General features: G+C 49.4%; 22 protein-coding genes. 7 read left to right on the top strand and 15 right to left on the bottom strand.

Going from position 1 to position 26,033, the window contains the following annotated elements; genetic code table 11:
• Positions 1-89: 89 nt before the first annotated feature.
• From OGX92_RS16960 to OGX92_RS16920, 9 genes are all read right to left on the bottom strand, one after another.
• Positions 90-2,201: a hypothetical protein gene (locus OGX92_RS16960; RefSeq protein WP_063940849.1), complete on the bottom strand. Its 2,112-nt coding sequence runs from the start codon at positions 2,199-2,201 to the stop codon at positions 90-92.
• 38 nt (positions 2,202-2,239) lie between these two features.
• Positions 2,240-4,099: an STY4199 family HEPN domain-containing protein gene (locus OGX92_RS16955; RefSeq protein WP_126317872.1), complete on the bottom strand. Its 1,860-nt coding sequence runs from the start codon at positions 4,097-4,099 to the stop codon at positions 2,240-2,242.
• A 395-nt stretch (positions 4,100-4,494) separates the two neighbouring features.
• Positions 4,495-5,769 carry a Glu/Leu/Phe/Val family dehydrogenase gene (locus tag OGX92_RS16950; protein WP_003833513.1) on the bottom strand — a complete coding sequence of 425 codons (1,275 nt, stop codon included), beginning with the start codon at positions 5,767-5,769 and terminating at the stop codon, positions 4,495-4,497.
• 323 nt (positions 5,770-6,092) lie between these two features.
• On the bottom strand, positions 6,093-7,061 hold the full coding sequence (locus OGX92_RS16945) for a Csu type fimbrial protein (protein ID WP_191222518.1): 969 nt from the start codon (positions 7,059-7,061) through the stop codon (positions 6,093-6,095).
• Positions 7,062-7,074: 13 nt separating this feature from the next.
• The gene (locus OGX92_RS16940; RefSeq protein WP_286586858.1) at positions 7,075-9,360 is read right to left on the bottom strand and encodes a fimbria/pilus outer membrane usher protein; all 2,286 of its coding nucleotides are present in this window, start codon (positions 9,358-9,360) and stop codon (positions 7,075-7,077) included.
• Between the two features lie 55 nt (positions 9,361-9,415).
• The gene (locus OGX92_RS16935; protein WP_003833508.1) at positions 9,416-10,138 is read right to left on the bottom strand and encodes a fimbrial biogenesis chaperone; all 723 of its coding nucleotides are present in this window, start codon (positions 10,136-10,138) and stop codon (positions 9,416-9,418) included.
• A gap of 14 nt (positions 10,139-10,152) precedes the next feature.
• Positions 10,153-10,683: a Csu type fimbrial protein gene (locus tag OGX92_RS16930; RefSeq protein ID WP_126957271.1), complete on the bottom strand. Its 531-nt coding sequence runs from the start codon at positions 10,681-10,683 to the stop codon at positions 10,153-10,155.
• A 309-nt stretch (positions 10,684-10,992) separates the two neighbouring features.
• A complete protein-coding gene (locus tag OGX92_RS16925; RefSeq protein WP_008784993.1) occupies positions 10,993-11,724 on the bottom strand; it encodes a MerR family transcriptional regulator in 732 nt (243 codons plus the stop codon).
• A gap of 203 nt (positions 11,725-11,927) precedes the next feature.
• Entirely contained in the window at positions 11,928-13,157 is a 1,230-nt protein-coding gene (locus OGX92_RS16920) for a diguanylate phosphodiesterase (protein ID WP_048224091.1), read from the bottom strand.
• 318 nt (positions 13,158-13,475) lie between these two features.
• Between OGX92_RS16920 and ycgZ the strand changes: the two genes are divergently transcribed.
• The 4 genes from ycgZ to OGX92_RS16900 all read left to right on the top strand — a co-directional run bounded on the left by ycgZ (position 13,476) and on the right by OGX92_RS16900 (position 15,010).
• On the top strand, positions 13,476-13,712 hold the full coding sequence (ycgZ, locus tag OGX92_RS16915; RefSeq protein ID WP_003833500.1) for a regulatory protein YcgZ: 237 nt from the start codon (positions 13,476-13,478) through the stop codon (positions 13,710-13,712).
• A 40-nt stretch (positions 13,713-13,752) separates the two neighbouring features.
• On the top strand, positions 13,753-14,025 hold the full coding sequence (locus tag OGX92_RS16910; RefSeq protein WP_003833498.1) for a hypothetical protein: 273 nt from the start codon (positions 13,753-13,755) through the stop codon (positions 14,023-14,025).
• 34 nt (positions 14,026-14,059) lie between these two features.
• On the top strand, positions 14,060-14,326 hold the full coding sequence (locus OGX92_RS16905) for a biofilm/acid-resistance regulator YmgB/AriR (RefSeq protein WP_003833495.1): 267 nt from the start codon (positions 14,060-14,062) through the stop codon (positions 14,324-14,326).
• Positions 14,327-14,458: 132 nt separating this feature from the next.
• A complete protein-coding gene (locus OGX92_RS16900) occupies positions 14,459-15,010 on the top strand; it encodes a LuxR C-terminal-related transcriptional regulator (RefSeq protein WP_003833493.1) in 552 nt (183 codons plus the stop codon).
• A 76-nt stretch (positions 15,011-15,086) separates the two neighbouring features.
• Here OGX92_RS16900 and OGX92_RS16895 read toward each other — a convergent pair whose 3' ends face one another.
• The 3 genes from OGX92_RS16895 to OGX92_RS16885 form a co-directional block, all read right to left on the bottom strand.
• Positions 15,087-16,346 carry an MFS transporter gene (locus tag OGX92_RS16895; RefSeq protein ID WP_286586857.1) on the bottom strand — a complete coding sequence of 420 codons (1,260 nt, stop codon included), beginning with the start codon at positions 16,344-16,346 and terminating at the stop codon, positions 15,087-15,089.
• A 65-nt stretch (positions 16,347-16,411) separates the two neighbouring features.
• The gene (locus OGX92_RS16890) at positions 16,412-17,359 is read right to left on the bottom strand and encodes a PfkB family carbohydrate kinase (RefSeq protein WP_197385819.1); all 948 of its coding nucleotides are present in this window, start codon (positions 17,357-17,359) and stop codon (positions 16,412-16,414) included.
• Positions 17,360-17,389: 30 nt separating this feature from the next.
• Positions 17,390-18,826, bottom strand: a complete 1,437-nt coding sequence (locus tag OGX92_RS16885) for a glycoside hydrolase family 32 protein (protein WP_286586855.1) — start codon at positions 18,824-18,826, stop codon at positions 17,390-17,392.
• 174 nt (positions 18,827-19,000) lie between these two features.
• Between OGX92_RS16885 and OGX92_RS16880 the strand changes: the two genes are divergently transcribed.
• Positions 19,001-19,996 carry a LacI family DNA-binding transcriptional regulator gene (locus OGX92_RS16880; protein ID WP_126957265.1) on the top strand — a complete coding sequence of 332 codons (996 nt, stop codon included), beginning with the start codon at positions 19,001-19,003 and terminating at the stop codon, positions 19,994-19,996.
• 200 nt (positions 19,997-20,196) lie between these two features.
• Here OGX92_RS16880 and ychF read toward each other — a convergent pair whose 3' ends face one another.
• Both ychF and pth read right to left on the bottom strand, forming a co-directional pair.
• Positions 20,197-21,291 carry a redox-regulated ATPase YchF gene (ychF, locus tag OGX92_RS16875; RefSeq protein ID WP_003020818.1) on the bottom strand — a complete coding sequence of 365 codons (1,095 nt, stop codon included), beginning with the start codon at positions 21,289-21,291 and terminating at the stop codon, positions 20,197-20,199.
• A gap of 115 nt (positions 21,292-21,406) precedes the next feature.
• The gene (gene pth, locus OGX92_RS16870; protein ID WP_003020814.1) at positions 21,407-21,991 is read right to left on the bottom strand and encodes an aminoacyl-tRNA hydrolase; all 585 of its coding nucleotides are present in this window, start codon (positions 21,989-21,991) and stop codon (positions 21,407-21,409) included.
• Positions 21,992-22,265: 274 nt separating this feature from the next.
• On the opposite strand from pth, the gene ychH reads away from it, so the two are divergent.
• Entirely contained in the window at positions 22,266-22,547 is a 282-nt protein-coding gene (gene ychH, locus OGX92_RS16865) for a stress-induced protein YchH (protein ID WP_003833480.1), read from the top strand.
• 126 nt (positions 22,548-22,673) lie between these two features.
• On the opposite strand, the gene lysC is transcribed toward ychH, so the two are convergent.
• Entirely contained in the window at positions 22,674-24,035 is a 1,362-nt protein-coding gene (gene lysC / locus OGX92_RS16860; protein WP_126957261.1) for a lysine-sensitive aspartokinase 3, read from the bottom strand.
• A 608-nt stretch (positions 24,036-24,643) separates the two neighbouring features.
• Here lysC and OGX92_RS16855 point away from each other — a divergent pair.
• Positions 24,644-26,029 carry a diaminobutyrate--2-oxoglutarate transaminase gene (locus OGX92_RS16855; RefSeq protein ID WP_008784983.1) on the top strand — a complete coding sequence of 462 codons (1,386 nt, stop codon included), beginning with the start codon at positions 24,644-24,646 and terminating at the stop codon, positions 26,027-26,029.
• Positions 26,030-26,033 lie beyond the last annotated feature (4 nt).

Genomic DNA, 26,033 nt, shown 5'->3' with positions numbered 1-26,033 from the left:
CATATTGAAACGTGGTGGTGCATAAAACAGCGGAAGTGAGAGATGCGGCAAAGTTTATGCTGACGGCATCATGAGTAAAACGTTATTCCTTACTCTTCTTTGCCATTAAAATCGAAAAACCAGAACAAGATAAAACCAATAAAACCAAAAATTAGCAGAATAGCCAGGGTATAGACTTCATATCGCGCGGCATCTGCAGCAATCGCCTGTAACTTGTCCATTGCTGGGGCTGGCTGCTCTTTGAATAGCATGAGTTGCCATTCATAAAGGTTTGTTGTTTTTATCTCTTTAATCGGTTCCCAAATATGGTTAGCCGCCGCGCCGAGTGCTAAAGCAGAAAACAGTGCGCCGTAAATACGTTGGCGTTTTTCCTGACGCTGACTAATAGCCTGGCGCATGAGCTGATCCAATTGCTCTATCTGCGTCATGAGCTCCTGACGTTGCTCAGACAATCCCCACTGCCGAGAGAGATCTTCACTCAGCTGGTTATGTAGGGCATCGTTGCCGACTAAAGCACCTTTATTCATGGCTTTTAGCGCCTGGGCTTTGGTTTCCAGCATCATTTCGGACCAGTCAGATAGACGACGAATTTTTCCCTTTCGGTTGTGTTTTTGCTGCGACTCGAGCAGATCCTTGAGCCACTGTTCAATCTGTTGGGCAGAGTTCGCCAGAAAATTTTCATACTCATGGCTTACATCCGCTACAGAAATGGCCGCTTTAATCAGTATCGCCAGATGTTTATCCTCTTCTTCGCGACAGAAGATTGTGACGCCATGACGGTGAGCGACAACCAGAATATTGCTGTACCATTGGCAGTGGTACTCGCTGGTGGGGGGGAGATCCGCAGGACTCCTAACGACGCGCGTGCTATCGCTCTGTGCTGCCAGCCAGGCATGAAAGGTGGGGGTATCGATCATTCGCATCAGCGGGACGATCGTAATATCACCACCCTCCGGGATGCGATGCTGATAGACACGAATGCATTTACCTTTTGTGCGGCAATCAAGTTCGGGTAAAGCTATTGGCACAATGGCGTTATCAAGATAACGGGTAAAATAATTTTCCCAGATTGCGGGCAAAACGTCTTTTTGCCAGGTCAGTTTCGAGCCGGGCTCTCCGGGCGCAAGCTGCTTCGGTGCCGCAATTAGCGTCATTCTGCCTTGATCGTCGTACCAGGGTTGGTTCGGTGCGCCTGGGATCAATTTATCGCTTCCGGCCAGGCGATAGCTTTCGAGAAAACGCGGAGTATCGTGCGGGCGTAGTCCTTGCCAGGCCACATCTTCACGTTGTTCCAGAGCGGACCACAGGGCATCAAGGCGTGTCCCCTGAATCGGGTTGAGCGAAATAACGATATCATTTCCCGTACCCACTTCTCGCGGTCGATAAATGGCCAGCAACCCAAATCCATTGTGCGTCCAACTGCGTTCTTTATCGCAGCGCGCGAGAATTTTCAACATCCCAGAAGGGAGCGTTTCGGTAATAAACAATGCATCAACCACCGTTTGCCGCCGGCCTGTGCCGAGATCCAGCAGGAGTTGGCAGGTAACCGAACGCTTGATCACGTGTTGGTAAATCTGTTGCTCATACGCCAGACTTGCGACCGCACTTGCATAACATTGCGTGTGCATGGGCATAATGCCTGCGGTGGGGTCTGGGTTGGCTATCATCATATCGCTCAACAGGCGAAGGCAGGCCAGCATGTTGTGGCGAACAACGACAGTATCATCCATGGATTGCTCGCACAGGCTGCTATGCGCGAGTGCGGATAACAAGCAAGCGGCAGAACGAGTTGTATCATCACCGTCCAGATAAATACCGCTTTCCCATGCGGTGACGTATTCCAGCCACGGATGTGTTGATAGCGACAGCGAACCAGCGGCATCGAGATGGTTCAAAAACAGCAACAGCGTAAAACAGGTATCCAGAGAGAAATCTTCGATAACGATTCGTTGTATTCCCTGGACACTTGAGAGTTTACTGCGCCATATAGACCATTGACGATCGTCGGCATTTGCCACCAGTTCACTCACCGAATTGTAGTGACCTGCACGGTATCCTTTGTTATTGAGCGCGACACCCTTATGGCTTTCCGTATCATTGCCGTCGCCCAATCCGATCAGTAGGCTGCCTGCCGGTGCATCACGCTGCGACGGATTGAACTCGAAAGTAAACAGCGGCCATGCATTATTGAATGCGAACATATAATTCTCTTTCGATGAATGTGTTGTTGGATCGCTCATTATTTGACTACGTTATAAATGACCCGTTGTGAGCGACTCCAGTTATCGCCAATCGCAATATTGGGTTCATGGTTTTCTTGTTTTACGCAGTAGTTCTTAACCAGGCTTTTTAACTCTGCCTCGTTGAGTGTGCCGAACATCAGACGCGTATTCAGTTCTTTCAATAACACATCATGGAGTGAATAAGTGGTCGGTCTTTGCAGTGAAAATTGCGCCGCGTCAGCCAGTAACTCACGCGCATTATCGGCCATCAGACGGCGCTCACAGCGACCTGCAGGTTCATTTTTGGCCATTTCTTCATCGTAAGCTTTCTTCTGGGCTTTCTCAAAATTAAGCGCTCTGTCGAGTTCCGCTTTAATACCCTGAACATCCTTGGCAGAAGAACAGAATGTTTTTAAATAACGAATCTGTATGGGGGTCAGCGTGCCATTGTGGTCCGCTTGCTGACGTAATTTACCGGCCATTCTGAGGCAGCCGTTTTTTTCATCCATCAACGATGCTGATTGTAATAGGGCATTCAACGTTTCCTGACGATCTTCCAGTAATGCGGCTTCGGCATAATACAGTTTCCAGCGCATGCCTCCGGCAAGAAACAGATTGACAACCTGGGTATCACCGCGATCGATAGCGGCGCGAAGATTTTTTTCATCCCAGGCAATGCCGATATTCGCCAGTTCTTTACGCGGATCGTTACTGGTTTCTTTTTTCGCCCCAGCAACCGTTTTACCCACTTCCCCGAGATCGCTACGGATGGACTCCGTATTCACCAGCGTCTTGGTTGAGGTTCCGAAAGTCAGTACTGAGCCAACAATAATGACGACGATACCGCCCAGCACCCAGGCTACTCGATTGCGAATGATGCGCGTATCAATTTTGATTTTTCCAATATCCTGAGCCTGAGCCACCAGATCATCCTTTATTTCCTGAACGTCACCGCCGAGATCTTCAATTTTTTGGGCTGTCTGTTCGAAATAGTGAGCAACCTCAGCATTGCTGTCATCAAAAAAGCGATCAGGGTTAACTTTTACCCGGCCTTCGTCGAAGGCCTCCTGTACCGGCTCAGTAATTTCTTGGTAATAGTAATTCACCAATGTTGTTTGGACGGAGGTTACCCGCTTATGATGCGCCAGACGGTTGCGAATTACGCGAATATCGTCAAGAAAGGTATTCAGTGTTCTACGTTTATCGTTAACAAAGCTGAGCAAAGGGGTATATTGATAAAGTGGAGAGTAGTGGATGGGATATTCGTCTTTATCAATAAATAGTGAGGCGAGTTCACTGAAAAGGGTACCGCTCAATACGTCATCACGATCGGCAACGTTGAGCCATTTTTTTACACGTTCCTGACCAAATAGTTTGTTTAGGTGCTCAAGTAGGGCTTGTTGGTTATTGTACGCTTCATTAATTAAACTACGAATGGTCAGCTCTAATGCTCGTACCTGCTGCAAACTACGTAACTGCTTTTCTTCGCCTTCGTTATGCAGCGTCGTTGAATAAGTTAATTGAGGCTGTTTTTCTCGCAAATATTCGAGCTGCCACAAAAAACGCAACGCGGCAATGGTCAGATTTCTGTCGGCAGGCTGGCCATCTGTATTTCTGCCGAGCCATTTGTTCAAGGTGCGTAATGCCGCAAGAAAGCTCGCCATTTCCTGCTCATTATAGTTAAACCGGGCCGCTACACTGCTCCAGTTGCCCAATCTCTCTCGGGCTTTATCAAGTGAATAATAAAACGTATCAGGCGAAAGTTGCGTGGGGGCTGGCATACCCAGCAGGGATAAGATTTGTGGAAATGCGCTGTCGAAAAGAGACAGGCAACGAGTAAAATCGTTGTGCTCAGAAGCAGATGAATGATCGACCATTATATTCTCACGTGGTTATTCGCTGAGTTTTCCCGGCCCGATCTAATCGCACTGTGTCAGGCAACTTTCCCTGCAGCCAGAATGCCATAATTCGACAATTATTCGGGATTTTTAATCAGTTCGTCAATATATATGGGGGCGTAATATTGGTAGTAGACATTGCAACCAATAATGCGTTGCTATGGGTTCTTAACGCAAATTATGGTTGCAGCGATGGAATTTAATGTTTATTGGCTAACAAAATGCGCAGATATTGGGTAAGTAAAATGCAGAAAGCGGGGCAGATGAATCAGGCTACTACACGCCAATAATGCCACAAATAATGCAGCATTATTGGCGTAACTCACGACTGGCGTTTATCGTCGGTCAAAAACGTTGGCGTATCTGACGTCGTATTAGCCCGGATAAATTCCGCGATCTTTACGTGCCAGCAGAATGCGTTCGCAGGCAACAATGTAGGCTGCGGTACGCAGGGAGCAGGATTTCTCAGCTGCTTTTTCCCATACGTGCACCATCGCATCAGTCATGATTTTGTCCATGCGATTGTTGATCTCTTCTTCACTCCAGAAGAAGCTTGCCATGTCCTGGACCCATTCGAAGTAGCTGACGGTTACGCCGCCTGCGTTACATACGACGTCAGGTACCACGATGATACCGCGGCTTGCCAGCATATCATCGGCATCCGGGAAAGTCGGGCCGTTAGCGCCCTCAAGTACCAGTTTGCAGGTCAGTATTTCTGCACGCTGACGGGTAATCTGTCCTTCCAGCGCGGCAGGGATCAGGATATCCATCTCCACGCTCCAGAAGGCTTCGCTGGCGATGGTTTCAGCGCCTGGGAAACCGGCAATTTGTTTGTGCTCTAACTGCCAAGCAGACAGCGCGGTCATGTCGATACCCGTGGAGTTAAACAGCGTTGCGGTGTGATCCTGAATAGCGACGACACGCGCACCCGCTGCGGCGAACAGGCGGGCGGCTTCGCTGCCGACGTTACCGAAACCTTGTACCGCTACGCGAGCGCCTTCAACTTCAATGTTCGCACGACGCGCGACTTCCAGACCGCTGACGAAAACGCCGCGACCGGTGGCTTTATCACGGCCTAACGAGCCGCCGAGGTGAATAGGTTTACCGGTGACCACACTGGTCACGGTGGTGCCGTGGTTCATGGAGTAGGTATCCATCATCCAGGCCATGACTTTTCCGTTCGTACCTACATCCGGCGCAGGAATGTCTTTCTGCGGCCCAATGATAATGCCGATTTCGCTGGTATAACGGCGGGTTAAACGCTCCAGTTCACCTTCAGAAAGTGAGAACGGATCGACGCGCACACCGCCTTTGGCTCCGCCGTACGGCAGATTCAACGCTGCGCATTTGATGGTCATCCATGCAGACAGGGCCATCACTTCATTAAGATCAACATCAGGATGATAACGCACACCGCCTTTGCCCGGACCGCGGGAAAGGTTATGTTGCACGCGATACCCTTCAAAATGACGGATAGTGCCGTCATCCATCTGCACCGGGATATCGACAATCAGCGCGCGTTTTGGGTGGCGCAGGGTGTCCACCCAATGGGAAAGTTCGCCCAGGTAAGGGGCCACACGCTCGATTTGTTGCAGGTAGGTATTCCAGGCAGATGTGCTGCTATCTGAAGCGTAAGATAACTTATCCATGATAAACCTTAGTTATAAAAGTAATATGTTCTTAATTTGGCCGTGGTATACAGTGAATCTCACCATATAAACCTAAATTTAACATTTTTTTCATAGAACAGCCTGCCTGGCTAACACGGATTATCGGTATGAGTAGTGTGGGTTTTGGCTTGGTGGTGAATAGTTATTCCTTATTTTGGCTGTCATCGCGTTTTTTTTTGCGGTTTATGTAGTTTAATATGCATAACTTGTAAAAATCGCAATTTGTCAGATTTATGACGCACCTCTAAAAGTAAATAATATGATAATAAAATGTGTTTGCTTTATTGCTGTTAAGCTGGGCGTCAGTAGGTCACGGCGATGGTGACAGTATCGGCATAGTTGTCTGGCGTGTAGTTCGCGCTGGGAACGGTGGCGTAAACCGGGTAGGTAGTCGTTGTCCCCGTGCCACTGCCCGCAACGGTATTAAGCGCAGTATTGCCCCAGATCGTACCGGAAGGACCTGGCGTCGAACTAAGCTGGTAGGGGACTTTATCCGTATTTGACCCCGTGCCTGCCATCACGCCGCTGCCTGCCGTATTGCCGTTGGAGGGTTGAAGTCCGATGGTGTAAGGCGTGTTATTAGAGCAGGCTACGCCTACGTTATTTGACGCCGTGAGATTACGACCCGTTCCGCTGGTGGGAGCAAAGCTGATGTTAGTCGCGGAGGTGATATTACACTGTTTGCTGACAGCAGCTGTGACGGTGAAAGGAAACCTGGCGGCAACGGTATCACCACAGGTGGTCGGCGGGAAAAGCAATCCAGGATTAAGGGTGACAAGGGCTGTCGCCGCCGTATAGCTATCCTGATAGTTTCCGGGGACGGCGGCGATTTGTGGCGTGACGATCTGCGCCGATACCGTGAGTGAACCTGTCACTGGCGTCAGATTCAGCAGGTTAAGCTGTACCATGGGAAAAGTGGTTCCCGACTGATACTGGCTGCCCCAGACTTTGGTGCGCCCGCTATCCTGGTAAAGCTGGTATGCCAGCGTTCTGGCAGGCGTGCCGATTAATGACATATTTCGCGGTGTCACCTGGCCACTGACGGCCGAGGCGCCAATATTAAAACAGAGATTGATCCCTGCCAGCGCGTCACCAAGCTCTTTGGTGCAAGTGTAACTGAACGTCATTGATGACGTTGCGCCTGTCGCAGACAGTGGATTGACCGAACCGAAATTTATGGGTTGCACATTGCTCACCGAACAGGTTACCGCATGGCTAATTGCCGGACAAAAAAGTACGGCAGCGATGAGTAGCAGATGTCTTAACCTCATGAGCGCACTCCTGTTAGTGTGGGCGACAAACCAGTGGGCCTATTTGCGTAATCCCCTTTGCTGACGCGGGATAGTCAAATTGCACGCGACAACTACCGGTGTCCGTCTCAACGCGCAGCGTGTTGTGCTGCTCCAGGGTGTCGAACCATGTCATTCCATCAAAGCCAACGACAGACGATTGTCCTTTTCCGTTGATGGCGTAAGCCATGCTGCCTTCAGGAATTGGCTTACCCTGATTATCGACGAGGATAATCTGCGCAGCGCGGACGGGGGTGATGCCAAAGCTAACCAAAGTACCGGAACGATCGGCTGGCGTGGCATTCGTCTCAACGCGTGCGATCCGCACATTGGTGGGGAGATCCATCGGGTCAATACTGATCAGGTTTTTTTGATAACTGTTGAGCGGCGTGACCAACAGTAGTCCCTGGTCATCGCTGCGACCAATCAGGTTATTTTGCAATTTGACCGGAACATCAGGCACGCCGTCAGTTGAAACCACGGCAAAACCATTATTGATTTCTCTTGCTGCAAACAGGCCGCCTCCCATGGTCACCAGCGATCCGGTTGCGCCGGCATAACCGTAATGGTTATCCGGTAAACGGCTGAATCCCGCGTACGCTTTACCATAACGTCCCAGATATCCCACTTCTCCCTGGCCACTTTGCCGGGAAGCCTGCTGACTGGCGGCCAGATTCCAGCCCCAGCCGCCGTCGGCAGGGGGCGTCAGGCTGGCATTGAGCTGGTAGCCGGTTTCGTCGTTGGTACGTTGTAGGGTGCTGCTGGCGCTCAGATTGTTGTCGGTCGTGATCGTCACCATCAAATAGAAACTGCGATCTCGGTTATCGTCAATGTTCTGATTGAATCCGGCATTCAGTGAGATGTTGTCTGTAACAGACTTAAACCAGCTGGCGTTGGCGTAGCGCACCGCATTTTCGTGTGGATAACGAAACTGCAAATAGCTCAGGCTGACATTACCGGCTGCTTCCAACGAATAGCCAATGACTGTGTTGCTGTTAAGCGTGGGAGGCGGCTCGCCGTAATGGGTGGCGACATCGCGATAATCGCCGGAAGTTGCCGTGGTACTGGTACTGAAATTAAACCGTTCACCGGACCAACGGTAACCAAAACTGTACAAATAACCGTTCTTTCCTGAGTCGGTACTTGCGGCAAGTGAGGTCGAAAACGAGCCGCTGCGGGGTCCCGGGATCCAGTCGTTACTGAAGCCCGCGTTAATCAGTCCATCGCTGGTTTCCGCATGAGTCCCGGCGGTGAACGTATTGCTAAACCCGCGACGCCACGTAGCGCTCAATACTGGTGCGCTGGCATAATCAAAAGAGGAGTAACCATAATTTTCGCGTACCGTGCCTAATTCTGCCGACCAGGCGGTTAATCCTTCCCGCAGGAGTTGCTGATCGTTGTAGAACGAGAAATTTTGTACGCTCGTTCTGCCCAACGCATCTGTCATCATCACCTGACCCGTTCCCGCGCCGCTGATGTTAGGCATTGTGTTGATCTGAAAGCTACCTGCGGGGACTTCTCCGTTGTAGTACCTGACGCCGTCGACGTACAGCTCAACGTTTGACGGTAACGTCGCGGATCCCAGATATGCTGGAAGCGGGGTGGTTGGCATATAGGGCTGCAACCCAAAATCGGTGCCTATCTGAATGCCGCCGATTCGCGTCGGTCGGGACCAGATGAGTGAACTTGTCAGGGTATCGCCAACGGTTAACGCCAACATCGAATCAGGAAATGACGTACGCCAGCTGGTATCAATGCGCTCAACGCTGTTATCGGCATATTCCTCGGTAGAGTACTGCGTCAACTGGGTGGTGCTGAGCACGCCGGCCGCATTGAAGGCGCGAATTTCGCTGAAGGTATTGATTGCGCTTTCATCCCCCTGTTGCGTATAGATATCATAATTGAGCAGCGCCCCGCGTGATGTTGTTGCCGTTGGCACGGTTTCGGTGGGCGAGTTAAGCTGCGTGGTCGCAAGATCGAGTGAACTGAGTGGCGCAGTAAGCGAGAGCGTTTGCAACTGAACGTTGTAGTCAATGGTTAGCTGGGGGATATCGTTCAGGCCGACGGCGTTAGTGGCGTCTGGAGCAAAGCGAAAGCCCATTTTACGCAGAGTATCTGCTCCTGCATAAAGCTTTCCATTATCGTAGCCAAAATGTACCAGCCCAACGGGATTTCCATTTAAGGTGACGTCGAGATACAAATCGACACCCGTAATCTGCGAGGCGCTATTAATAACACCACTTTCATTCTGGTTATTATTCAGCGTTTGTGCGCAAACCATTCCCGATATTAATACTCCATTGAGAAAGCAATATTTCACCAGAAGCCAGGATCTGTTACAGATCTTGTACTGTTTTTTGGCCATTGATTGTGACTTCAACTTTCCCGCCATAATGATTATTCCTGGCTGACGGGGAGACTATCCAGCGCATTGTTGAGCCGGGTAAAACGTAGCCTAATAGTCCGGGTGTAATGACTTTTTTAGTACCATCAGGGCTTATAAATGTTGCAGCAGATAACTGTGCATGCCCATTTCCCTGATTACTGACTTCAATAAATTTTTTGCCATCCAGTTGTTGTAATTTCCATTGTAGTTTTGCCTGCGTTTGTGCCGCTGATGTTGGTTGAATGAAAACAGGAACAGAATAATGCAGCACAAACTGAAGCTTGTTTTTTTCGACTTTTGCAGGCGGTAACTCATCTATCGATAAACGATAAGCGTCTTCGGCATGTGCCGAGGGAGGGCTTGTGCGAATAACTCGAATCAACTGACGTTCTCCTGGGGCTAATGCCAACATCGGCGGGCTAATCACCAGCCCCTGAGAGGGGGAAAGTTTGTCGTCATAAGCGCTTTGACTCCAGCGAAAAACCCGAACCTGGGCATTGAGCACATTTTCACCCGCGTTACTCAGCCAGATACCATCGGCATTTTGCGTCGCTTGCAACGTTAACGTGACCGGGGCTATTTGCAGTCCGCTGGCGGTGGCTAGATTGACGCTCGCAACCATCCCTAGCAGGCATGCGCAGGCACACTGCTTTACAGGCAGTTTTACTCTCATATGGCTTCCAGAAGTTAGTAGTTAACGTTAACCGTTACCGTATCGGCATAGTCGTCAGGAGTGAAGTTGGCGCTCGGTGCGGTGGCATAAACAGTATACGTTTGCGCCAGACCTGTACCCGTCGCCGCTACCCCATTCCCTGGTGCGGTGTCGGTGGCGGTATTCCCCCACACCGGACCTGTTGCTGACGTACGATTTAGCTGATAGGGCACTTTATCGGTATTGGTGGCAGCGTTAGCTACGGAGGACATGGCGCCCGAACCCGTTGTCGTCCCTCCATTGGCAGCCGACGGTGCCAGACCGATAAAATAGGGTGTGGTTTTTGAGCAATTAATTGAAATAGTGTTGCTTGCACTGGTATTTGTCGCCGTGGTATTCACCGGACCAAGTGTAATATTTGAAGCCGATCCGGCAGTCACGGTACAGGCCTTTTGAATCGTCATCAGCACCTGAAATGTTCCGTTAACGGTTGCTGCATTTGCCACAGAATTAATGGAAAAGGCGCAGCAACAAAGAATTAAGCGTTTGTCTAAGACTAGAGCCATATCCTTTACCTTTTTCAAATAACCACATTTATTACTTTAGAAAAACAATAATGTGGCACAAGAAGACATAATTTAACCCTAGAATAAGTATTAGACGTACGCCAGTTGATCTAATGAATTTTACTTAGGAAAAAGGTGATATCGTCTGCAAAAAAATAATACCAATGGGTTAGTATATTGTTTTGTTTTTATGCTATGGCCGAGGTTAAGTCAGGAGGATAGAGGGCAACATATTCCTTGGATGGTACTCAAAATAACCACCCACAAAATGAGAGTTGTATGATTTATCTTACACGTATTACGTGTAGGTTATGGGCTGTGGAAAATGACCTTATAACCTTGTTCATTCCAGTGTTGGAGCAGTTCATTTTGTCTGCGGGTTGGCGTAATACCGGTCCAGACAAAAAGGGTTTGCCCAGGGAAAAGTTCGGGTCTTGGCGATTCAATGGGTTCAGCCAGAACGGCAATGTGCCAACCAGATTGCGATAAGCGCCAGGCTTCGAGCCACAGACGGGTTCTGTCTTCAACATCCCAGGCCATCAGGAGGGCATCCTTTCCTGACTTGCGCCGTGTTTCAGACAGCAGTGTGGCAACATATTCAATCAATGCGCCATCAAGCATGCTGTTCATTATGCGGGATGTATTATGGTCAAGTATCAGCCGTTGACGTACGGGGAGATAAACGTGATCAATCAGCGCATCTACAGGGTGAACACGACCGAGTGCGGTAATTTTGGCTCGCAGCTTCGGTGGATGCGCCATGCGAAGAATGCTCATCATCTCTTCTTGTAATTGATTCCAGTCGTCGTCAGCTTGACGGGTACTGGTTTCCAGCAATGCCTTAACTTTCCCAACAGGTATGCCATTGCTAATCCAACGTTTTATTTCTTCAATACGCTGAATATCTTCTTCATCAAAGAGTCGGTGGCCACCTTCACTGCGTTGAGGTTTGAGTAAACCGTAACGTCGTTGCCATGCCCGAAGGGTGACAGGATTTATCCCGCAACGTTCTGCGACATCCCCAATGCTGTAATAAGCCATAGTTCCCCCGGACACTCCTGATTCTCCGTCACCGATATGCGGTTCCTGTTACTTTGTACAACATGCATCAAATTGTACAAAACATACAGAGGATTCTAGCAAAAATAAGATTTACTTTACTATCACGCAGGGAGTAAATGCTGAATTTTTATGTTCAGCATGAGGGCGGTTGTGGTGATTGTTTATTTATAACAATGCGTTAGTTATTTTGACGCTGAGAAATCATTTTTCTCTGGCCATGCAACAGACGGAATACCATTCAGGCAGGCTTGTGCAAAAAGGTTACCCTGGAAGATTTCAATACCTGCGGACTCAAGCCACATCCACTCTTCAGGTTTTTCAACGCCGACAGCGGAAATCATGATTTCCAGTGAAGTGCAGCATTTGATAATTGCCTGAATGATGGCCTGTCTTGGTCCACTTTTATGCACATCCGTGATCAGCTCGCGGCTTATCTTAATTCGGTCGGGTTGAAAACGAGACAGAAGCTGAAGCCCGGCAAAACCTGCCCCAAAATGATCTATCGCCACACAGATCCCCGCAGCCTTGAGTGACTTTACGGCCTGCGCGAACGTATCAAAGCGCGATATAACTTCGCTTTCGGTAAACTCTACAATGATTTGTTCAGGCACCAGTCCGTGCGCCGCGATTTCGTTTATCAGAAAGCTGACTGCATCGGGTTTGTTTACCAGGGTCATGGGGAGCAGATTGACTGACAGCATTTTGTCGTTAAGTCCCAGCGCGCTTGCCATTGCAAAAGCAGTCTTTTTGCTTTGCAGATCCGCGGTATACAGTTCTTCAGGATTTAAGTTGCCAAAATAAGTTGCGGGCGTTTCACCGTCTCTACCACGAATAAGTGCTTCCAGAGCAATGACGCGCTGCGACATAGGATCGATAATGGGTTGAAAAGCAAAGCTGAAATCGATATTGGACGGGAGTGTGCTTTCATCCAGGAGAGTACAAGAGTTGTCGGCAATAAAACTCCAGTAATCAGGAGCAGGTATTTCAAAATAACTCGATTTTTCCGTCGCAAGGACAAATGTGCGGAAAAACTGTAATGCCCGGTCATCATAGGTGAGCTGAAATTTTGATGTTCCCTTGTTAAGTACCGCTTGCAGGACGTCATTGCGTTCATGTTTTTGTAAATCAAATAACTCCATCCCCACCTTTCCGAATCTTCTCGCAGGCGCGTAATCACACATCAGCTCAACGATATTGTGGTGCCGTGGATCGTTACATATACAACGATAAATCTCTTTTACCTGCTCCTCAGGACCTTCAAGCAGTTGGAAAAAGTGGCGGCCATTAAAGAGTAAAATCCCCGTAACATCGGATCGCCGGTTTTTTAGATTTGCGGCTGTCACCATATCCTCAAGCGCTCTGAGGGGGGCGTCATCACGTAGATGGCTACGGTAAATAATGGTCGTGAGCATGGGCAGTCCGGGATCAAGGGAAGGGAAGAGGTATGTACAGTATCAAACAAACCAGCTTATGTCCTGATTCTAATACATTATTCTAACTTTATTTTTACAAACAAAGGTCCTTAAACAGATCGAATTCATTTGTTAAAAGAAGTGAATTGTACAAATGAATTTGATTTTATGTGGTTGTATATTAATACAAGTTGTTGATTGTATTGATTTAGCACTTTTTGATAAAAATTGATGGTTCGTGTTGTACATATTTTTGGTACAACTTTGCTACTGTTATAAAACTTAATATTCACCAGCATTTTGTTACAGGAGCATGACATGCAGCAGCATACCGTTCGCACTGATACTGCAAGCGCGATTTCTCGTTACTTTGCGAAGGCGCATCTGCCAACTCAACAGGAAACATTGGGAGAAATCGTCACTGAGATACTCAAGGATGGACGAAATCTGAACCGCAAATCACTTTGCACCAAGCTTCTGTGTCGTCTTGAAAAAGCATCCGGGGAGAAAGAACAGAAACATTACAATGCGTTAATTGGCCTGCTTTTTGAATAAAACAAACCCCTTACTTATAGGGGTAAGTAGTGAAGGAGTTATGAAGAAAACTGATAGTGAACGCCTGAAACATGAAATTACAGGTTTGGCTGTGCTAGAAATTTTGCGAATGCATACAGACGTTTCGTTAGCTGCAGTGATTAAGCAATTGCGACTTATGCAGGCCAGTGAAATAGATAGCACACGCAAGCAATTAATTGACAGCGTTATCAATGATTTTACAAACATTAATCCGGGGAAGATAAGTAGAAAACCGGATAAAACCAGAGATGAGAGTGCTTTCAGTGCCAGCAAAAACCCTAAATTACATTAAAGATAATCTTCCAGACTATACAAGCGAGGTTACCATGCTTAATGAAATTAATGTCCACAGTGTAATGACGGATAAAGCTTTATCAAGTTACTTCCATAATGCAGGTGAGCTATTAGCAGATGAGTCTGCGGTATTGGGGCAGGCGGTAACAAATGTAATTCTTGCAGGTGATAATGTTAATAATAAAAACATCATTTTAAGCCTGATTGGTTCTCTGGAGTCAACAGTTGACGTTGTTCAGGCCGATATTATCAGAAAGACCCTGGAAATAGTGTTACGCTACACAGCTGACGATGTCTAAAAAGTCTTCATATTAATATAATATGTACAGCACCTTTGTTATATGCTGAAAGCACTCATGCTGAGCATTTTTTGATTAAGACTATACATAGCACCTTCTCTAGAACAATTGTGATTTTTCATTGAGGCCATAATGATGAACATCGTTCAGGAATACACTGGAAACGCAGAGTTATGGATTGATGATATTTTTATCAGGCAAGGGTTAAAGAATATTCTTGCAGATATCGTTTTTGAAGATGATAAGGCGCGACTGGTGTTCTTTACCGCGAATCACTTTAACGCGGTAAAAAGACAAAATTACGATCTGAGTACGCATCGTCTGGTACTGCTGATTGATGGTCATCTGTACAGATATCTCAATGATTTATCACTTTACAGACTGCCAATAGATGTTAGCGTTGCCACATTCAAACAATTTATTATTGATATTACTCGTTCTGGCGGTATACACGACAATCAGTCGGAACTAAATATTTCTCTAACTGCGCGAGATAAATATATTTTAACGCAGTTAGGGGAGGGGCGAACTATTGTTGAGATATCCGCCTTGTTAAATCTACATTTAAAAACGATTTACCAGGCCAGACAGAATCTGATCAAGAAGCTTGGTTGTTCTGGGCTGATTGATTTTCAGGGAATACTGCGAGCGAAAATATTCCGTAACTGGCTGGAACATGCCTGAGTAAATCGACAGTTCGTACTTACTGTTGGGGGATACGACAGGGCCAATGGCCCTGTCCGGTATATTTTAAACTTCGCTACTCTGTCACCAGTTCATTTCCCATCTTCTGCTGATGATGCTTTTTGCTCAACGAGAAGTAGCCAAATATTAGCGTTATTACCACAATGCTGGCCATAATCAGGAAGATTTCCTGATAGCCCACTTTATCAAAAAACTTACCGACAGGCAGTGACAGCACGATGATTCCGATGGAACTGGCGATATTGAAGCCAATAAGGTATATCGTTGACGACAGGCGTTTATCAAAATTCGCTACGCTGAATTTAAACACTGAAATAACAAACAGTGGGACTTCCAGCGCATGGAGCATTTTAATCAAGGAGATAATATAGATATCGGTGAACAGTGCTGAACCCAGGATTCGACAGGTCATGATTGTGCCGCCCAGCAGCAATGCGGATTTAGGCCCGATGCGGTTAATCAGGAATGGAACCAGCGCCATACCGACGGCTTCCATAAAGACCTGTACCGAGTTGAGGTAGCCGTATACGCGTGGTGCCAGTTCGGGATCGTCAAATAAGCTGGCGTAAAACACCGGGAACATCTGCTGATCGTAGATGCTATAGAACGACCAGGTACCGACGACAAAGATGACGAAAAACCAGAACTGCGTATCTTTAAAGATAGTGAGAAAATCATTTCGGGTCAGCGCGTCGGGTTCAGGAGAGCGCGTTTTTACAGAAGATGGGGCGGATGAGTTGGTTTTGAACAACACGTTAATCAACAGGAATAATACCCCCATTACCGATACGCACCAGAAGTTAATGTGTGGGTTGATGCTGAAGAAGATACCGCCAACAAATGTCCCTGCGGCGTAGCCAAGCGATCCCCACAAGCGGGCGGTACCGAATTCAAAGTTGAATTTGCGGCTCACTTTTTCGACGAAGCTTTCTACCAGACCACAACCCGCGAGGTAGCCAAGGCCAAAGAAAATGGCTCCCAGCGCCATACCAAGCTTGAAGTTGGAGGTCAGCAGCGGTTCGTAAACATAAATCAGGAACGGGCCGCTGAGCGTGATGACTATCCCCATCAGCCAGATAAGGTGTTTGCGGGTGCCGAGCTTATCCTGCAGAAAACCGTAGACCAGCATAAACAGCATGCTAAAGAACTGGTTAACGGCATACAGCATTCCCAGCTCTGTTCCGGACAGGCCAAGTTTATTTTTTAGCCATATCGCGTAAAAAGACCACCACAACGACCAGGCGGCAAAGAAAAAAAGCAGGTACCCGGATGAGTACCGATATTTGTCATTACTGAACGGCATATTTATCTTCATGTTTTTTCCAATCCAGATCAGGTCATTGTAAGGTCTTTCTGATACGACGTAACGAGTTCGCTTTATTACGGGGTAATCGTTCTCCGTAACGATGGTTGTGACTGAATAAAGCTGCTCAGGTGTTGGCTGTCGGGAAACGCGCTTAGCGCGCCACGCCGGGTGGTCGCCAGAGCACCACAAGCGCTGGCCTGCTCGATAAGTGGAAGTAGCGTTGACGTCGATGTGGGCCAGCCTTCCTCGGCGAGTGCCGCCAGCAACCCGGCCATAAAGGCATCACCGGCGCCAGTGGTATCGATACTTTCGACGTTATAGCCGCTTAAAGTTAGCCTGCTGTTTTGCCAGAAAGCGATAGCGCCGTCGGCACCGCGGGTGACGATTTTCAGGCGTGCAGGAAAATCAACCAGACGTTCGCGGGCGCTACTGAGACAGTTGGTCTGTGTTAGCCACAGCAGCTCTTCTTCTGACATCTTCAGAATGTCGCTCTGCCGGGCAAACTCGTTGACAAGGTCAAACATCTGCATCTCGTTGCTCCACATCTGCGGACGCAGATTGATGTCAAAGCTCAGAGTACCGCCGGTCTGTCGCAATGCGGCCATTGCCTGGGCGAGGGTGGCGCGGCAGTCAGGGGCAACCAGCGCCAGCGAGCAGAAGTGCAGAATATCGGCACCAAAGTCGGGCAGACTCGCCGGGCTGAGAAATTGATCGGCAGACGGATTGACCAAAAACTCAAACTGCCGCTCGCCGTTGGGAGCCAGTGAAACCAGTACGGTACTGGTGTGCTGATGTGCATCAAACTCCAGACTTCCTGTATCCACCTGCGCTGTTTCCAGCGTCTGATGCAGAAAGCGACCAAAAGTGTCATTGCCCACACGGCCAATAAAACCGCTGGCGCGGCCAAGGCGAGCGACGCCGATTGCCACATTGAAGGGAGCGCCTCCCGCACAGGCTTCAAACTGCATATTGTCGCGCGGCAATAAATCCACCACGGCGTCTCCGAGCGTCCAGATAGTCATTATTTTTCCCCAAAGCAGTAAGACGGGTGTTTATTTGGCGCTGAGCGGCCAGGCCTGCCCTTGATTAAAAATGGCGTGTCCGTTCTGGCTGAATAAGGTCAGCTGGCGATCGTCCGGTTCAGGATAAATACGACTGCTAAGGGTATATTCACCGTGATTGACAAATACCTCTACCGAGGAGCTGTCGATAAATAAGCGCAGATCCAGCCGGTCACCAACTGGCAGCGGCACGCTGCGATAACCAGAGAGACCATGCTGCGGGTAGCGACGATCCAGCACCAGACGCTGTGCCTGGCTATCGACGTAGATGCGCATCCCGTCACCCAGCGCGATACCATATTCTTCAGCACTGCTGCGGGCGATATCGAGGCTCAGCTCGACTTCAATAGCGTGCGTCTGCTCCTCTACCATCAGGGTGCGATTGTGCAGTTCGCTAACTGGCCAGACATGGAGCGGACCGCGCAATGATTCCAGTTCTTTAATTGGGTTCATACGCAGCCGCTGATCGGTATCGAGCGTCACCTCGCGGGGGAGGGTAAGCATGCCCGCCCAGCCGTCGGCTTGTTCTGGCATTGGCGATTCCCACATCGACAGCCAGCCAATCACGATGCGGCGCCCATCCGGGGTGGTAAATGACTGGGGGGCGTAAAAATCATGTCCGTGATCCATCTCCTGGAAGGCGTGGGTGACGTGAAAATGGAGATTATCCTGCCATTCGCCGAGCATATAGCCGCTCTGGAACAGATTACGGCAATCGTATCCGTCTGCGGCGATGCCCTGCGGCGAGAACATGAAGACGAGCTTATCGTTGAGTGGGAAGAGGTCCGGGCACTCCCACATGTAGCCCATGCCGTCATCGGCCCTGCCGAGCGTGCTGGCAAACTGCCAGTGCTGTAGATCCTGCGAGCGATAGAGCTGCACTTCGCCCACGTCATCGACCCGGGCGCCCACCACCATGTACCAGCTGTCTCCCTCTTGCCAGACTTTCGGATCGCGAAAATGGTGTACGCCTCGCGGGGTATCCAGAATCATGCCCTGGCGTTCAAAGTGAATCCCGTCGGTGCTGGTGGCCAGGCACTGTACCTGATACAGGTTTTCCTCATTCGCCTCGCCGTCAAACTTGTGTCCGGTGTAGATCAGGGCCAGCTTATTGCCTTCAACCACCGCTGAACCGGAAAAACAGCCGTCTTTATCTTCCGGCCCTTCTGGTGCCAGTGCGATGGGCAAGTGCTCCCAGTTCACCATATCGAGGCTGCGCGCATGGCCCCAGTGCATTGGTCCCCAGACCGGCTGCCACGGATAGTGCTGATAGAACGCATGGTAGTAACCATCGAGCCAGGACAGACCGTTGGGATCATTCATCCAACCCGCCGGTGGCGCCAGGTGATAGCGTGGATACCAGCGCGGGTTTACAAGGTCTTTCTGCTGGCTTAAGGCTTCGTTGGCTTTGGAAAGTAGTGACGTCATTTGCTTGTCCCTGTAAGTGAATTGATCAAAAGATAACGTTAACATTCTCGGTTTTCTCGCAGATTTGATGGTAATATCGATGTTAATCACAAAAGTTAACGTTAACATTTTGCGGGCGTTATCGAGATCGCATTTTCAGACCCCGGCAAAGTGAACATCGGCGAAGGAGAGGGTATGGCATCTTTAAAGGATGTGGCGCAGCGGGCTAACGTCTCGTTAATGACCGTATCGCGGGCGATTAACGAGCCCGAACGACTACGGCCTGAAACCTATAAAAAGGTGATGGAAGCGGTAGATGCGCTGGGGTATGTCTCCGATCTCTCTGCTAAAAAAATTCGTGGTGCGAAAACCACGGCTAACACGATTGGGGTGCTGGCGCTGGACACCATGACTACGCCATTTTCCGTGGAGATAACGCTCTCTATCGAAGAGACCGCGCGGGCGCACGGTTGGAATAGCTTTGTGGTGAATATGTTCAGCAATGACAAGCCAGAGAAAATGGTTGATCTGCTGTTGGCACATCGCCCGGACGGTATTATCTACACCGCGATGGGACTGCGCCGGGTACCGGTACCGGAAAAGCTGCATAAGTATCGCTGCGTGCTGGCGAACTGCGAAAGCACAAGCGGCCCTTTTCCCACCTATATTCCCGATGATGAACAAGGGCAATATCTTGGCGTGAAAGCGCTGTTGGCCGCAGGCTATCGCCGACTGCTGTGCATCCACCTGCCGAAAGGAATTGTGGCGACCGATCGCCGTCGGGCGGGAATGGAGAGGGCTTGTCGTGAAGCGGGTGTCGACCCTGATGCAATGTTCCACCACTATCTTCCGCCGGGCGAGCGCCACCATATTGATGCGGCGGAGATTGCCGGGCATTACCTGAGAGGCGCGTGCCCGATGTTCGATGCGGTGGTGTGCGGTAACGACCGCGTGGCTTTTGTTATCTACCAGCTCTTGCTGGGGCGAGGGCTGCGCATTCCGCAGGACGTCGCTGTGCTGGGCTATGACAATATGGTGGGCACCGGCGAGCTATTTTTGCCGCCGCTATCAACGGTACAGCTGCCGCACTATGAAATCGGTCGTCTTAGCGCGCTGCATCTTATCCAGGGGCTCGATCACCGGGATACAGTGCGGGTAGACAGCCCCTGGCTTCCGCGCGCCTCAATATGAGTACGCTCACGTGGCTACTGCTGTTTTGCCAAAATAGCTCAGCCTTTTTGGTCATCGTGTTTGGTGCCAACTTTCAGATGCGCAGCAGCGGGAGCCTCTGAGATGCTATGAAATGAAAAATCCACGCAATTGCGTGGATTTTATAGAGTTTTACCGTTGTCATGAGATTCAGTGAAACCTCATGAGACAACAAAACTTATTTAGACGTTGAACAGGAAGTTCATGATATCGCCATCTTTGACGATATAGTCCTTACCTTCGGCACGCATTTTCCCAGCTTCTTTCGCACCTTGCTCACCTTTATAGGTGATGAAATCTTCAAACGCGATGGTTTGTGCGCGGATAAAGCCTTTCTCGAAGTCGGTATGGATTTTACCGGCTGCCTGCGGAGCCGTGGCACCGACAGGAATGGTCCATGCACGGACTTCTTTCACGCCAGCGGTGAAGTAGGTCTGCAGGTTCAGCAATTCGTAGCCAGCACGGATAACGCGGTTCAGGCCCGGCTCTTCCAGACCCATTTCAGCCATGAATTCTTCACGGTCAGCATCATCGAGTTCTGCGATATCAGCTTCAACGGCAGCGCAAACGGCAACGACAACAGAACCTTCAGCTGCCGCGATTTCACGCACTTTATCGAGGTACGGGTTATTTTCAAAACCGTCTTCGTTGACGTTGGCGATGTACATTGTTGGTTTCAGCGTCAGGAAGCTCAGGTATTTGATGGCCGCTTTGTCTTCGTCAGTCAGCGTTTTCAGTGCGCGCAGCATGCCAGCGTTTTCCAGCTGTGGCAGACATTTTTCCAGCGCAGCCAGTTCTGCTTTAGCGTCTTTGTCGCCGCCTTTAGCCTTCTTCTGCACGCGATGGATAGCTCGCTCACAGGTGTCGAGGTCGGACAACGCCAGCTCGGTATTGATAACTTCAATGTCGTCAGCCGGATCCACTTTGTTATTAACGTGGATGATGTTGTCGTTTTCAAAGCAACGCACCACGTGGCCGATAGCTTCGGTTTCACGAATGTTGGTCAGGAATTGGTTACCCAGACCTTCACCTTTGGACGCACCTTTTACCAGACCGGCAATGTCGACGAATTCCATCGTTGTTGGCAGGATACGCTGCGGTTTGACGATTTCAGCCAGCTGATCCAGACGCGGATCGGGCATCGGGACAACACCGGTGTTCGGCTCAATAGTACAGAACGGGAAGTTTGCCGCTTCAATACCCGCTTTTGTGAGCGCGTTGAACAGGGTGGATTTGCCTACGTTTGGCAAACCGACGATACCGCATTTGAATCCCATGTTTAAATCACCTTAATCTTTTGATATTCAACCTGTTATGGAAAACAGATTGTAGAAATGTAAATAACTTTGCCTATTATACACAGCACGCGAGAAAAATGCCGCACATCGCTGCTTATTGCGCTTTAAAGGTGTGTAACCGGCTCGTCGCTTTGGTCAGGCCATCTTTGAACAAAATCTCGGTACAACGTGCCGCTTCGTCAATCGCTTCATCAATTAACTTCTGTTCTGAAACAGGCGGTTTGCCTAAAACAAATCCGACAACTTTGTTTTTATCGCCCGGATGGCCAATTCCAACGCGTAAACGATGAAAGTTGGGGTTATTACCTAACTTGCTAATGATGTCTTTCAGGCCATTATGTCCGCCATGACCGCCGCCAAGCTTAAATTTGGCCACGCCAGGTGGCAGGTCTAATTCGTCGTGTGCGACCAAAATTTCATCGGGGTTAATACGATAAAAACTGGCCATCGCACCGACAGCCTTGCCGCTCAGATTCATAAATGTGGTTGGCACCAGCAGACGGACGTCTTCACCTTCAAGCGTAACTCTGGAGGTGTAGCCGAAGAATTTCGGCTCATCGCGCAGGGGAGCGCGTAATCTTTCTGCCAGCAGATCGACATACCATGCGCCTGCATTGTGTCGCGTTGCCGCATACTCTGCGCCGGGGTTCGCCAGGCCGACAATCAATTTAATCGCCACGTGTTTTGTCCTGAGTGTTTCGATAAACGACGTGTAGTTTACTGTCTGACGATGCTGTTGACAAAAAACTGCGTGCTTATCGCCAAAAGCTGAATAATTGCACAAATGGACTATTAGAAAATGAGTATGTTCAGTGGCTTATTTGTAAAGTTATGTTGCATGAGTATTTGTAATTGTGATCGTTCCCGCACTTGCGAACGGCAGTGTTGTCTATACTTTACACATAAGGATTAGGGGTATTCCCTGTAACAACCCAAAGTTCCGGAGGTGACACATGAAACGCAAAAACGCTTCGTTACTCGGTAACGTGCTCATGGCTTTAGGGTTGGTGGTGATGGTGGGTGGTGTTGGTTACTCTATTTTAAACCAACTGCCGCAATTTAATCTGCCACAGTTTTTCGCACATGGTGCCGTGCTCAGTATTTTTGTTGGTGGTGTCCTTTGGTTGGCGGGTGCCAGAGTGGGGGGGCACGAACAAATCAGTGATCGTTACTGGTGGGTGCGCCACTATGACAAACGCTGCCGTCGCGGTGATACCAATCATCGGCATAACTAAATAGCTCTCCCAACTCGGAATGCGGTTGTTTGAACACAAAGTCCTGGTTTAAAAACCAGGGCTCTGCTTTTTCGTCAGTACTGGATTAAACGACTTCTACCTTTGGTGGCATACTACAAAGAAACGTTATTCGAATAACCGATAATGTAACGCTTTGATCGCGCTGTCTGCATTGTCAGCCGGTAACAGGATGCTCAGGTTGTCGTTTGACGCCCCATGGCAAATCATTCGTACCGTATGCTCTTCAAGCCAGGCAAAAACGTCTTTGCAAACTCCCGCAGCCTGTGTGAGTTGATTCCCCACCAAAGTGACCAACGCCAGCCCGGTTTCCACTTCCACACGACAGTGGGAGGACAAGGCGGTAAACAATGCGGTGGTCAGCACATGGTCTTCACCTGAGGTTGCATGAGTGGCGTCCAGCGCCAGCGCAATACTATTCTCTGAGGTTGTAACCAAATCCACCGCGACCGCATGGCGAGCTAAAATGGCGAAGGACTGCGCCAGGAAAGAACAGGAAGGTTGTTTCTCCAGACTGTGTAACCGCAACAGCGTCTGTTTACGACGCACAGCGAGCGCACGATAGCGAGGTGGATTATCGGTGGTGTTGTGCACCAGCGTACCTCCGGCGGCAGTATCCTTACTTGAGCCAACAAAGACCGGAATGCTTTTACGCATTGCCGGGAGCAGTGTCGCCGGGTGGAGGACCTTCGCACCGTAGGCGGCCATATCGCTGGCCTCGGAAAATGAGATATGGTCGATTCGTTTGGCCCGCGGCGCAATGCGTGGGTCGGTGGTGTAGATCCCTGCGACGTCGGTCCAGATGTCAACGCGTGCGGCGTGAAGTGCCTCACCGAGAAGCGTAGCCGTGTAATCACTACCGCCGCGTCCAAGCGTTGTGGTGTGTCCTGCGGCATCACGCCCGATAAATCCCTGAGTCACCATAATCGCTTGCTCAAGACGAGGACGCAGGTGAGTCTCCACCTGGTGGTGCAGTGTGCCAAGCTCGGGTTCGGCACAGCCGAAGTTCGAGTTAGTACGCATCACACTACGGGCGTCAAACCACCCAGCCTCGGCATGCCGTTCACGTAAGACTTCAGTAAAAAGTAGCGAGGACATCAGCTCGCCATGGCTGACTAATTCATCGCTTAACGCATCAGACGGCGAAACCATCGCCGTTTGTGCAAGACGACGTATGTTGTTGAGAAGATTATCGATTTCCGTGCTGATAACGGACGGCTGCTTCAGGCGGGAAATAATGTTGTATTGAATGGCGCGTAAAGTCTCAATCTTATCTAATTGTTGATGTGTTTCCAGACCTTCAGAAAGCTCAACCAGTAAGTTTGTCACGCCTGCTGAAGCAGACAAAACGACTAAACGGACATCTTGATCAGCAAGGACAATGCTGGCGCTTCGATTCATCGCATCAAAATCAGCGACGCTGGTGCCGCCAAATTTGGCAACGACGGATGGTGGATAAATGCGAGTCATAACAATCTCATATCAGGGCGCCATAAAAGTATGGCTAGAAAATTTTCATTCTCGGCATAAGGGAACGAAGTTCGCCTTACGAAATGTCCGCCCGCGAACATTTCTGCTGACAACCCAGGGAATACCTGTTGTCGATAACGCGTGTCGCCTGTACGCGTTATCGGGTGCTGCGCATTAATTTTATCTACATAGCCTGTAAATAAGCGCGCCATACTAAGTGATTTATATTTAGGGATCGACTTTTTTATTCGATTTATCGACAAATAAGTGAAAAATCATGTCATCACAAGATATCGCGAGCATCATTAATGGTAAAAACGTGTAAAAAAATAATAAAAACACGAAAATCTCATGGTTTTTATTAGATTGTCTGCGTTGCAATTAGCTACAACATTGTTAATTAAATAGATATATTTCTTTAGGATTTAGTAATGGCAAATGGTTGTTACGCTTTGAATTTTAAGGGGAAAGTTGTTATTTTTAATGCCGAAAAATAAATGATTGAGTCCTAAGCTAAAACAACATATATTAGCCGCGCTTTTTTACAGGTAATCCTTATAACCATTTATTCAATCAGGTGTTAATCTACACCTGGTTGTAGGAGTGATATGATGACGGATAAAGTCCGTATTGATACTTTAAGTGCTAATTCATTACCACAGAGCAATGATACCTTTTTAGCAAGACAGGCTGAGTTTGAATCTAATGTCCGCAGCTATCCACGTAAACTGCCATTAGCGATCGCTAAAGCGCAGGGCGTCTGGATTACTGATGTAGAAAATAATCAATATCTTGATTGCCTGGCAGGTGCCGGAACCCTGGCGCTTGGTCATAACCATCCTGAAGTGCTGCAGAGCATTCAAAGTGTCATCACAAGCGGCTTACCGTTACATACGCTTGACCTTACCACGCCGTTAAAAGATGAATTCTCATCATATTTACTTTCTTTATTACCGGGTCAGGGCAAAGAATATTGCCTGCAGTTTACCGGTCCCTCCGGCGCAGATGCTGTTGAAGCGGCGCTGAAGCTGGCGAAGAAAGTCACCGGCCGTTCCAGCATCATCAGTTTCTCCGGCGGCTACCACGGGATGACCCACGGCGCGCTGTCCGTGACCGGCAACCTGTCGCCGAAAGAAGCGGTCAGCAACATGATGGCGGAAGTGCAGTTTATGCCGTATCCGCATCAGTACCGTTGCCCGCTGGGTATCGGCGGCGACGCTGGCGTCAAAGCATTAACCTACTACTTCGAAAACCTGATCAACGACGTTGAAAGCGGCGTGCGTAAACCGGCTGCCGTGATCCTCGAAGCGGTGCAGGGTGAAGGTGGCGTGAACCCGGCTCCGGTCGAGTGGCTGCAGCGCATTCGTAAAGTGACGCAGGAGCACGGCATTCTGCTGATCATCGATGAAGTTCAGGCGGGCTTTGCACGTACCGGTAAACTGTTCGCCTTCGAACACGCCGGTATTGAGCCAGATATCATCGTGATGTCCAAAGCGGTTGGCGGCGGTCTGCCACTGGCGGTGCTGGGCATTAAAAAGCAGTTCGATGCGTGGGCTCCGGGCCACCACACTGGTACTTTCCGCGGCAACCAGTTGGCGATGGCGACCGGTCTGACAACGCTGAAGATCCTCAAAGACGACAAGATTGCCGATAAAGTTGCTGCCCAGGGCGAGTGGCTGAAAGGCAAACTGGCTGACCTGCAGAAACGCTACCCGGTTATCGGCCAGGTGCGCGGTCTGGGTCTGATGATCGGCCTGGAAATCGTGAAGCCGAACGAAGCGCAGGATCACATGGGCTGCTACCCGGCCGATGGCGAGCTGTCCGCGTTGTTGCAGAAAAAATGCTTCGAAAATGGGCTGATTCTGGAGCGTGGTGGCCGCAATGGTTGCGTGCTGCGCCTGTTGCCGTCACTGCTGATCACCAACGCTGAGCTGGAAATCTTCCTCGATAAATTCGAAAACGCCCTGCTGGGCGCTGGCGTGAAGCCGGTTTAAACGG

Origin of the sequence: Citrobacter sp. Cpo089, from assembly GCF_030332695.1 — a bacterium.
GTDB classification, from domain to species: domain Bacteria; phylum Pseudomonadota; class Gammaproteobacteria; order Enterobacterales; family Enterobacteriaceae; genus Citrobacter; species Citrobacter portucalensis.
This window is presented reverse-complemented; position numbering and strand designations above follow the sequence as displayed.

Coding starts and splice junctions, on each gene's coding strand:
- OGX92_RS16960 (WP_063940849.1), bottom strand. CDS start 2,201: ATGTTCGCATTCAATAATGCATGGCCGCTGTTTACTTTCGAGTTCAAT.
- OGX92_RS16955 (WP_126317872.1), bottom strand. CDS start 4,099: ATGGTCGATCATTCATCTGCTTCTGAGCACAACGATTTTACTCGTTGC.
- OGX92_RS16950 (WP_003833513.1), bottom strand. CDS start 5,769: ATGGATAAGTTATCTTACGCTTCAGATAGCAGCACATCTGCCTGGAAT.
- OGX92_RS16945 (WP_191222518.1), bottom strand. CDS start 7,061: ATGAGGTTAAGACATCTGCTACTCATCGCTGCCGTACTTTTTTGTCCG.
- OGX92_RS16940 (WP_286586858.1), bottom strand. CDS start 9,360: ATGGTTTGCGCACAAACGCTGAATAATAACCAGAATGAAAGTGGTGTT.
- OGX92_RS16935 (WP_003833508.1), bottom strand. CDS start 10,138: ATGAGAGTAAAACTGCCTGTAAAGCAGTGTGCCTGCGCATGCCTGCTA.
- OGX92_RS16930 (WP_126957271.1), bottom strand. CDS start 10,683: ATGGCTCTAGTCTTAGACAAACGCTTAATTCTTTGTTGCTGCGCCTTT.
- OGX92_RS16925 (WP_008784993.1), bottom strand. CDS start 11,724: ATGGCTTATTACAGCATTGGGGATGTCGCAGAACGTTGCGGGATAAAT.
- OGX92_RS16920 (WP_048224091.1), bottom strand. CDS start 13,157: ATGCTCACGACCATTATTTACCGTAGCCATCTACGTGATGACGCCCCC.
- ycgZ (WP_003833500.1), top strand. CDS start 13,476: ATGCAGCAGCATACCGTTCGCACTGATACTGCAAGCGCGATTTCTCGT.
- OGX92_RS16910 (WP_003833498.1), top strand. CDS start 13,753: ATGAAGAAAACTGATAGTGAACGCCTGAAACATGAAATTACAGGTTTG.
- OGX92_RS16905 (WP_003833495.1), top strand. CDS start 14,060: ATGCTTAATGAAATTAATGTCCACAGTGTAATGACGGATAAAGCTTTA.
- OGX92_RS16900 (WP_003833493.1), top strand. CDS start 14,459: ATGATGAACATCGTTCAGGAATACACTGGAAACGCAGAGTTATGGATT.
- OGX92_RS16895 (WP_286586857.1), bottom strand. CDS start 16,346: ATGAAGATAAATATGCCGTTCAGTAATGACAAATATCGGTACTCATCC.
- OGX92_RS16890 (WP_197385819.1), bottom strand. CDS start 17,359: ATGACTATCTGGACGCTCGGAGACGCCGTGGTGGATTTATTGCCGCGC.
- OGX92_RS16885 (WP_286586855.1), bottom strand. CDS start 18,826: ATGACGTCACTACTTTCCAAAGCCAACGAAGCCTTAAGCCAGCAGAAA.
- OGX92_RS16880 (WP_126957265.1), top strand. CDS start 19,001: ATGGCATCTTTAAAGGATGTGGCGCAGCGGGCTAACGTCTCGTTAATG.
- ychF (WP_003020818.1), bottom strand. CDS start 21,291: ATGGGATTCAAATGCGGTATCGTCGGTTTGCCAAACGTAGGCAAATCC.
- ychH (WP_003833480.1), top strand. CDS start 22,266: ATGAAACGCAAAAACGCTTCGTTACTCGGTAACGTGCTCATGGCTTTA.
- lysC (WP_126957261.1), bottom strand. CDS start 24,035: ATGACTCGCATTTATCCACCATCCGTCGTTGCCAAATTTGGCGGCACC.
- OGX92_RS16855 (WP_008784983.1), top strand. CDS start 24,644: ATGATGACGGATAAAGTCCGTATTGATACTTTAAGTGCTAATTCATTA.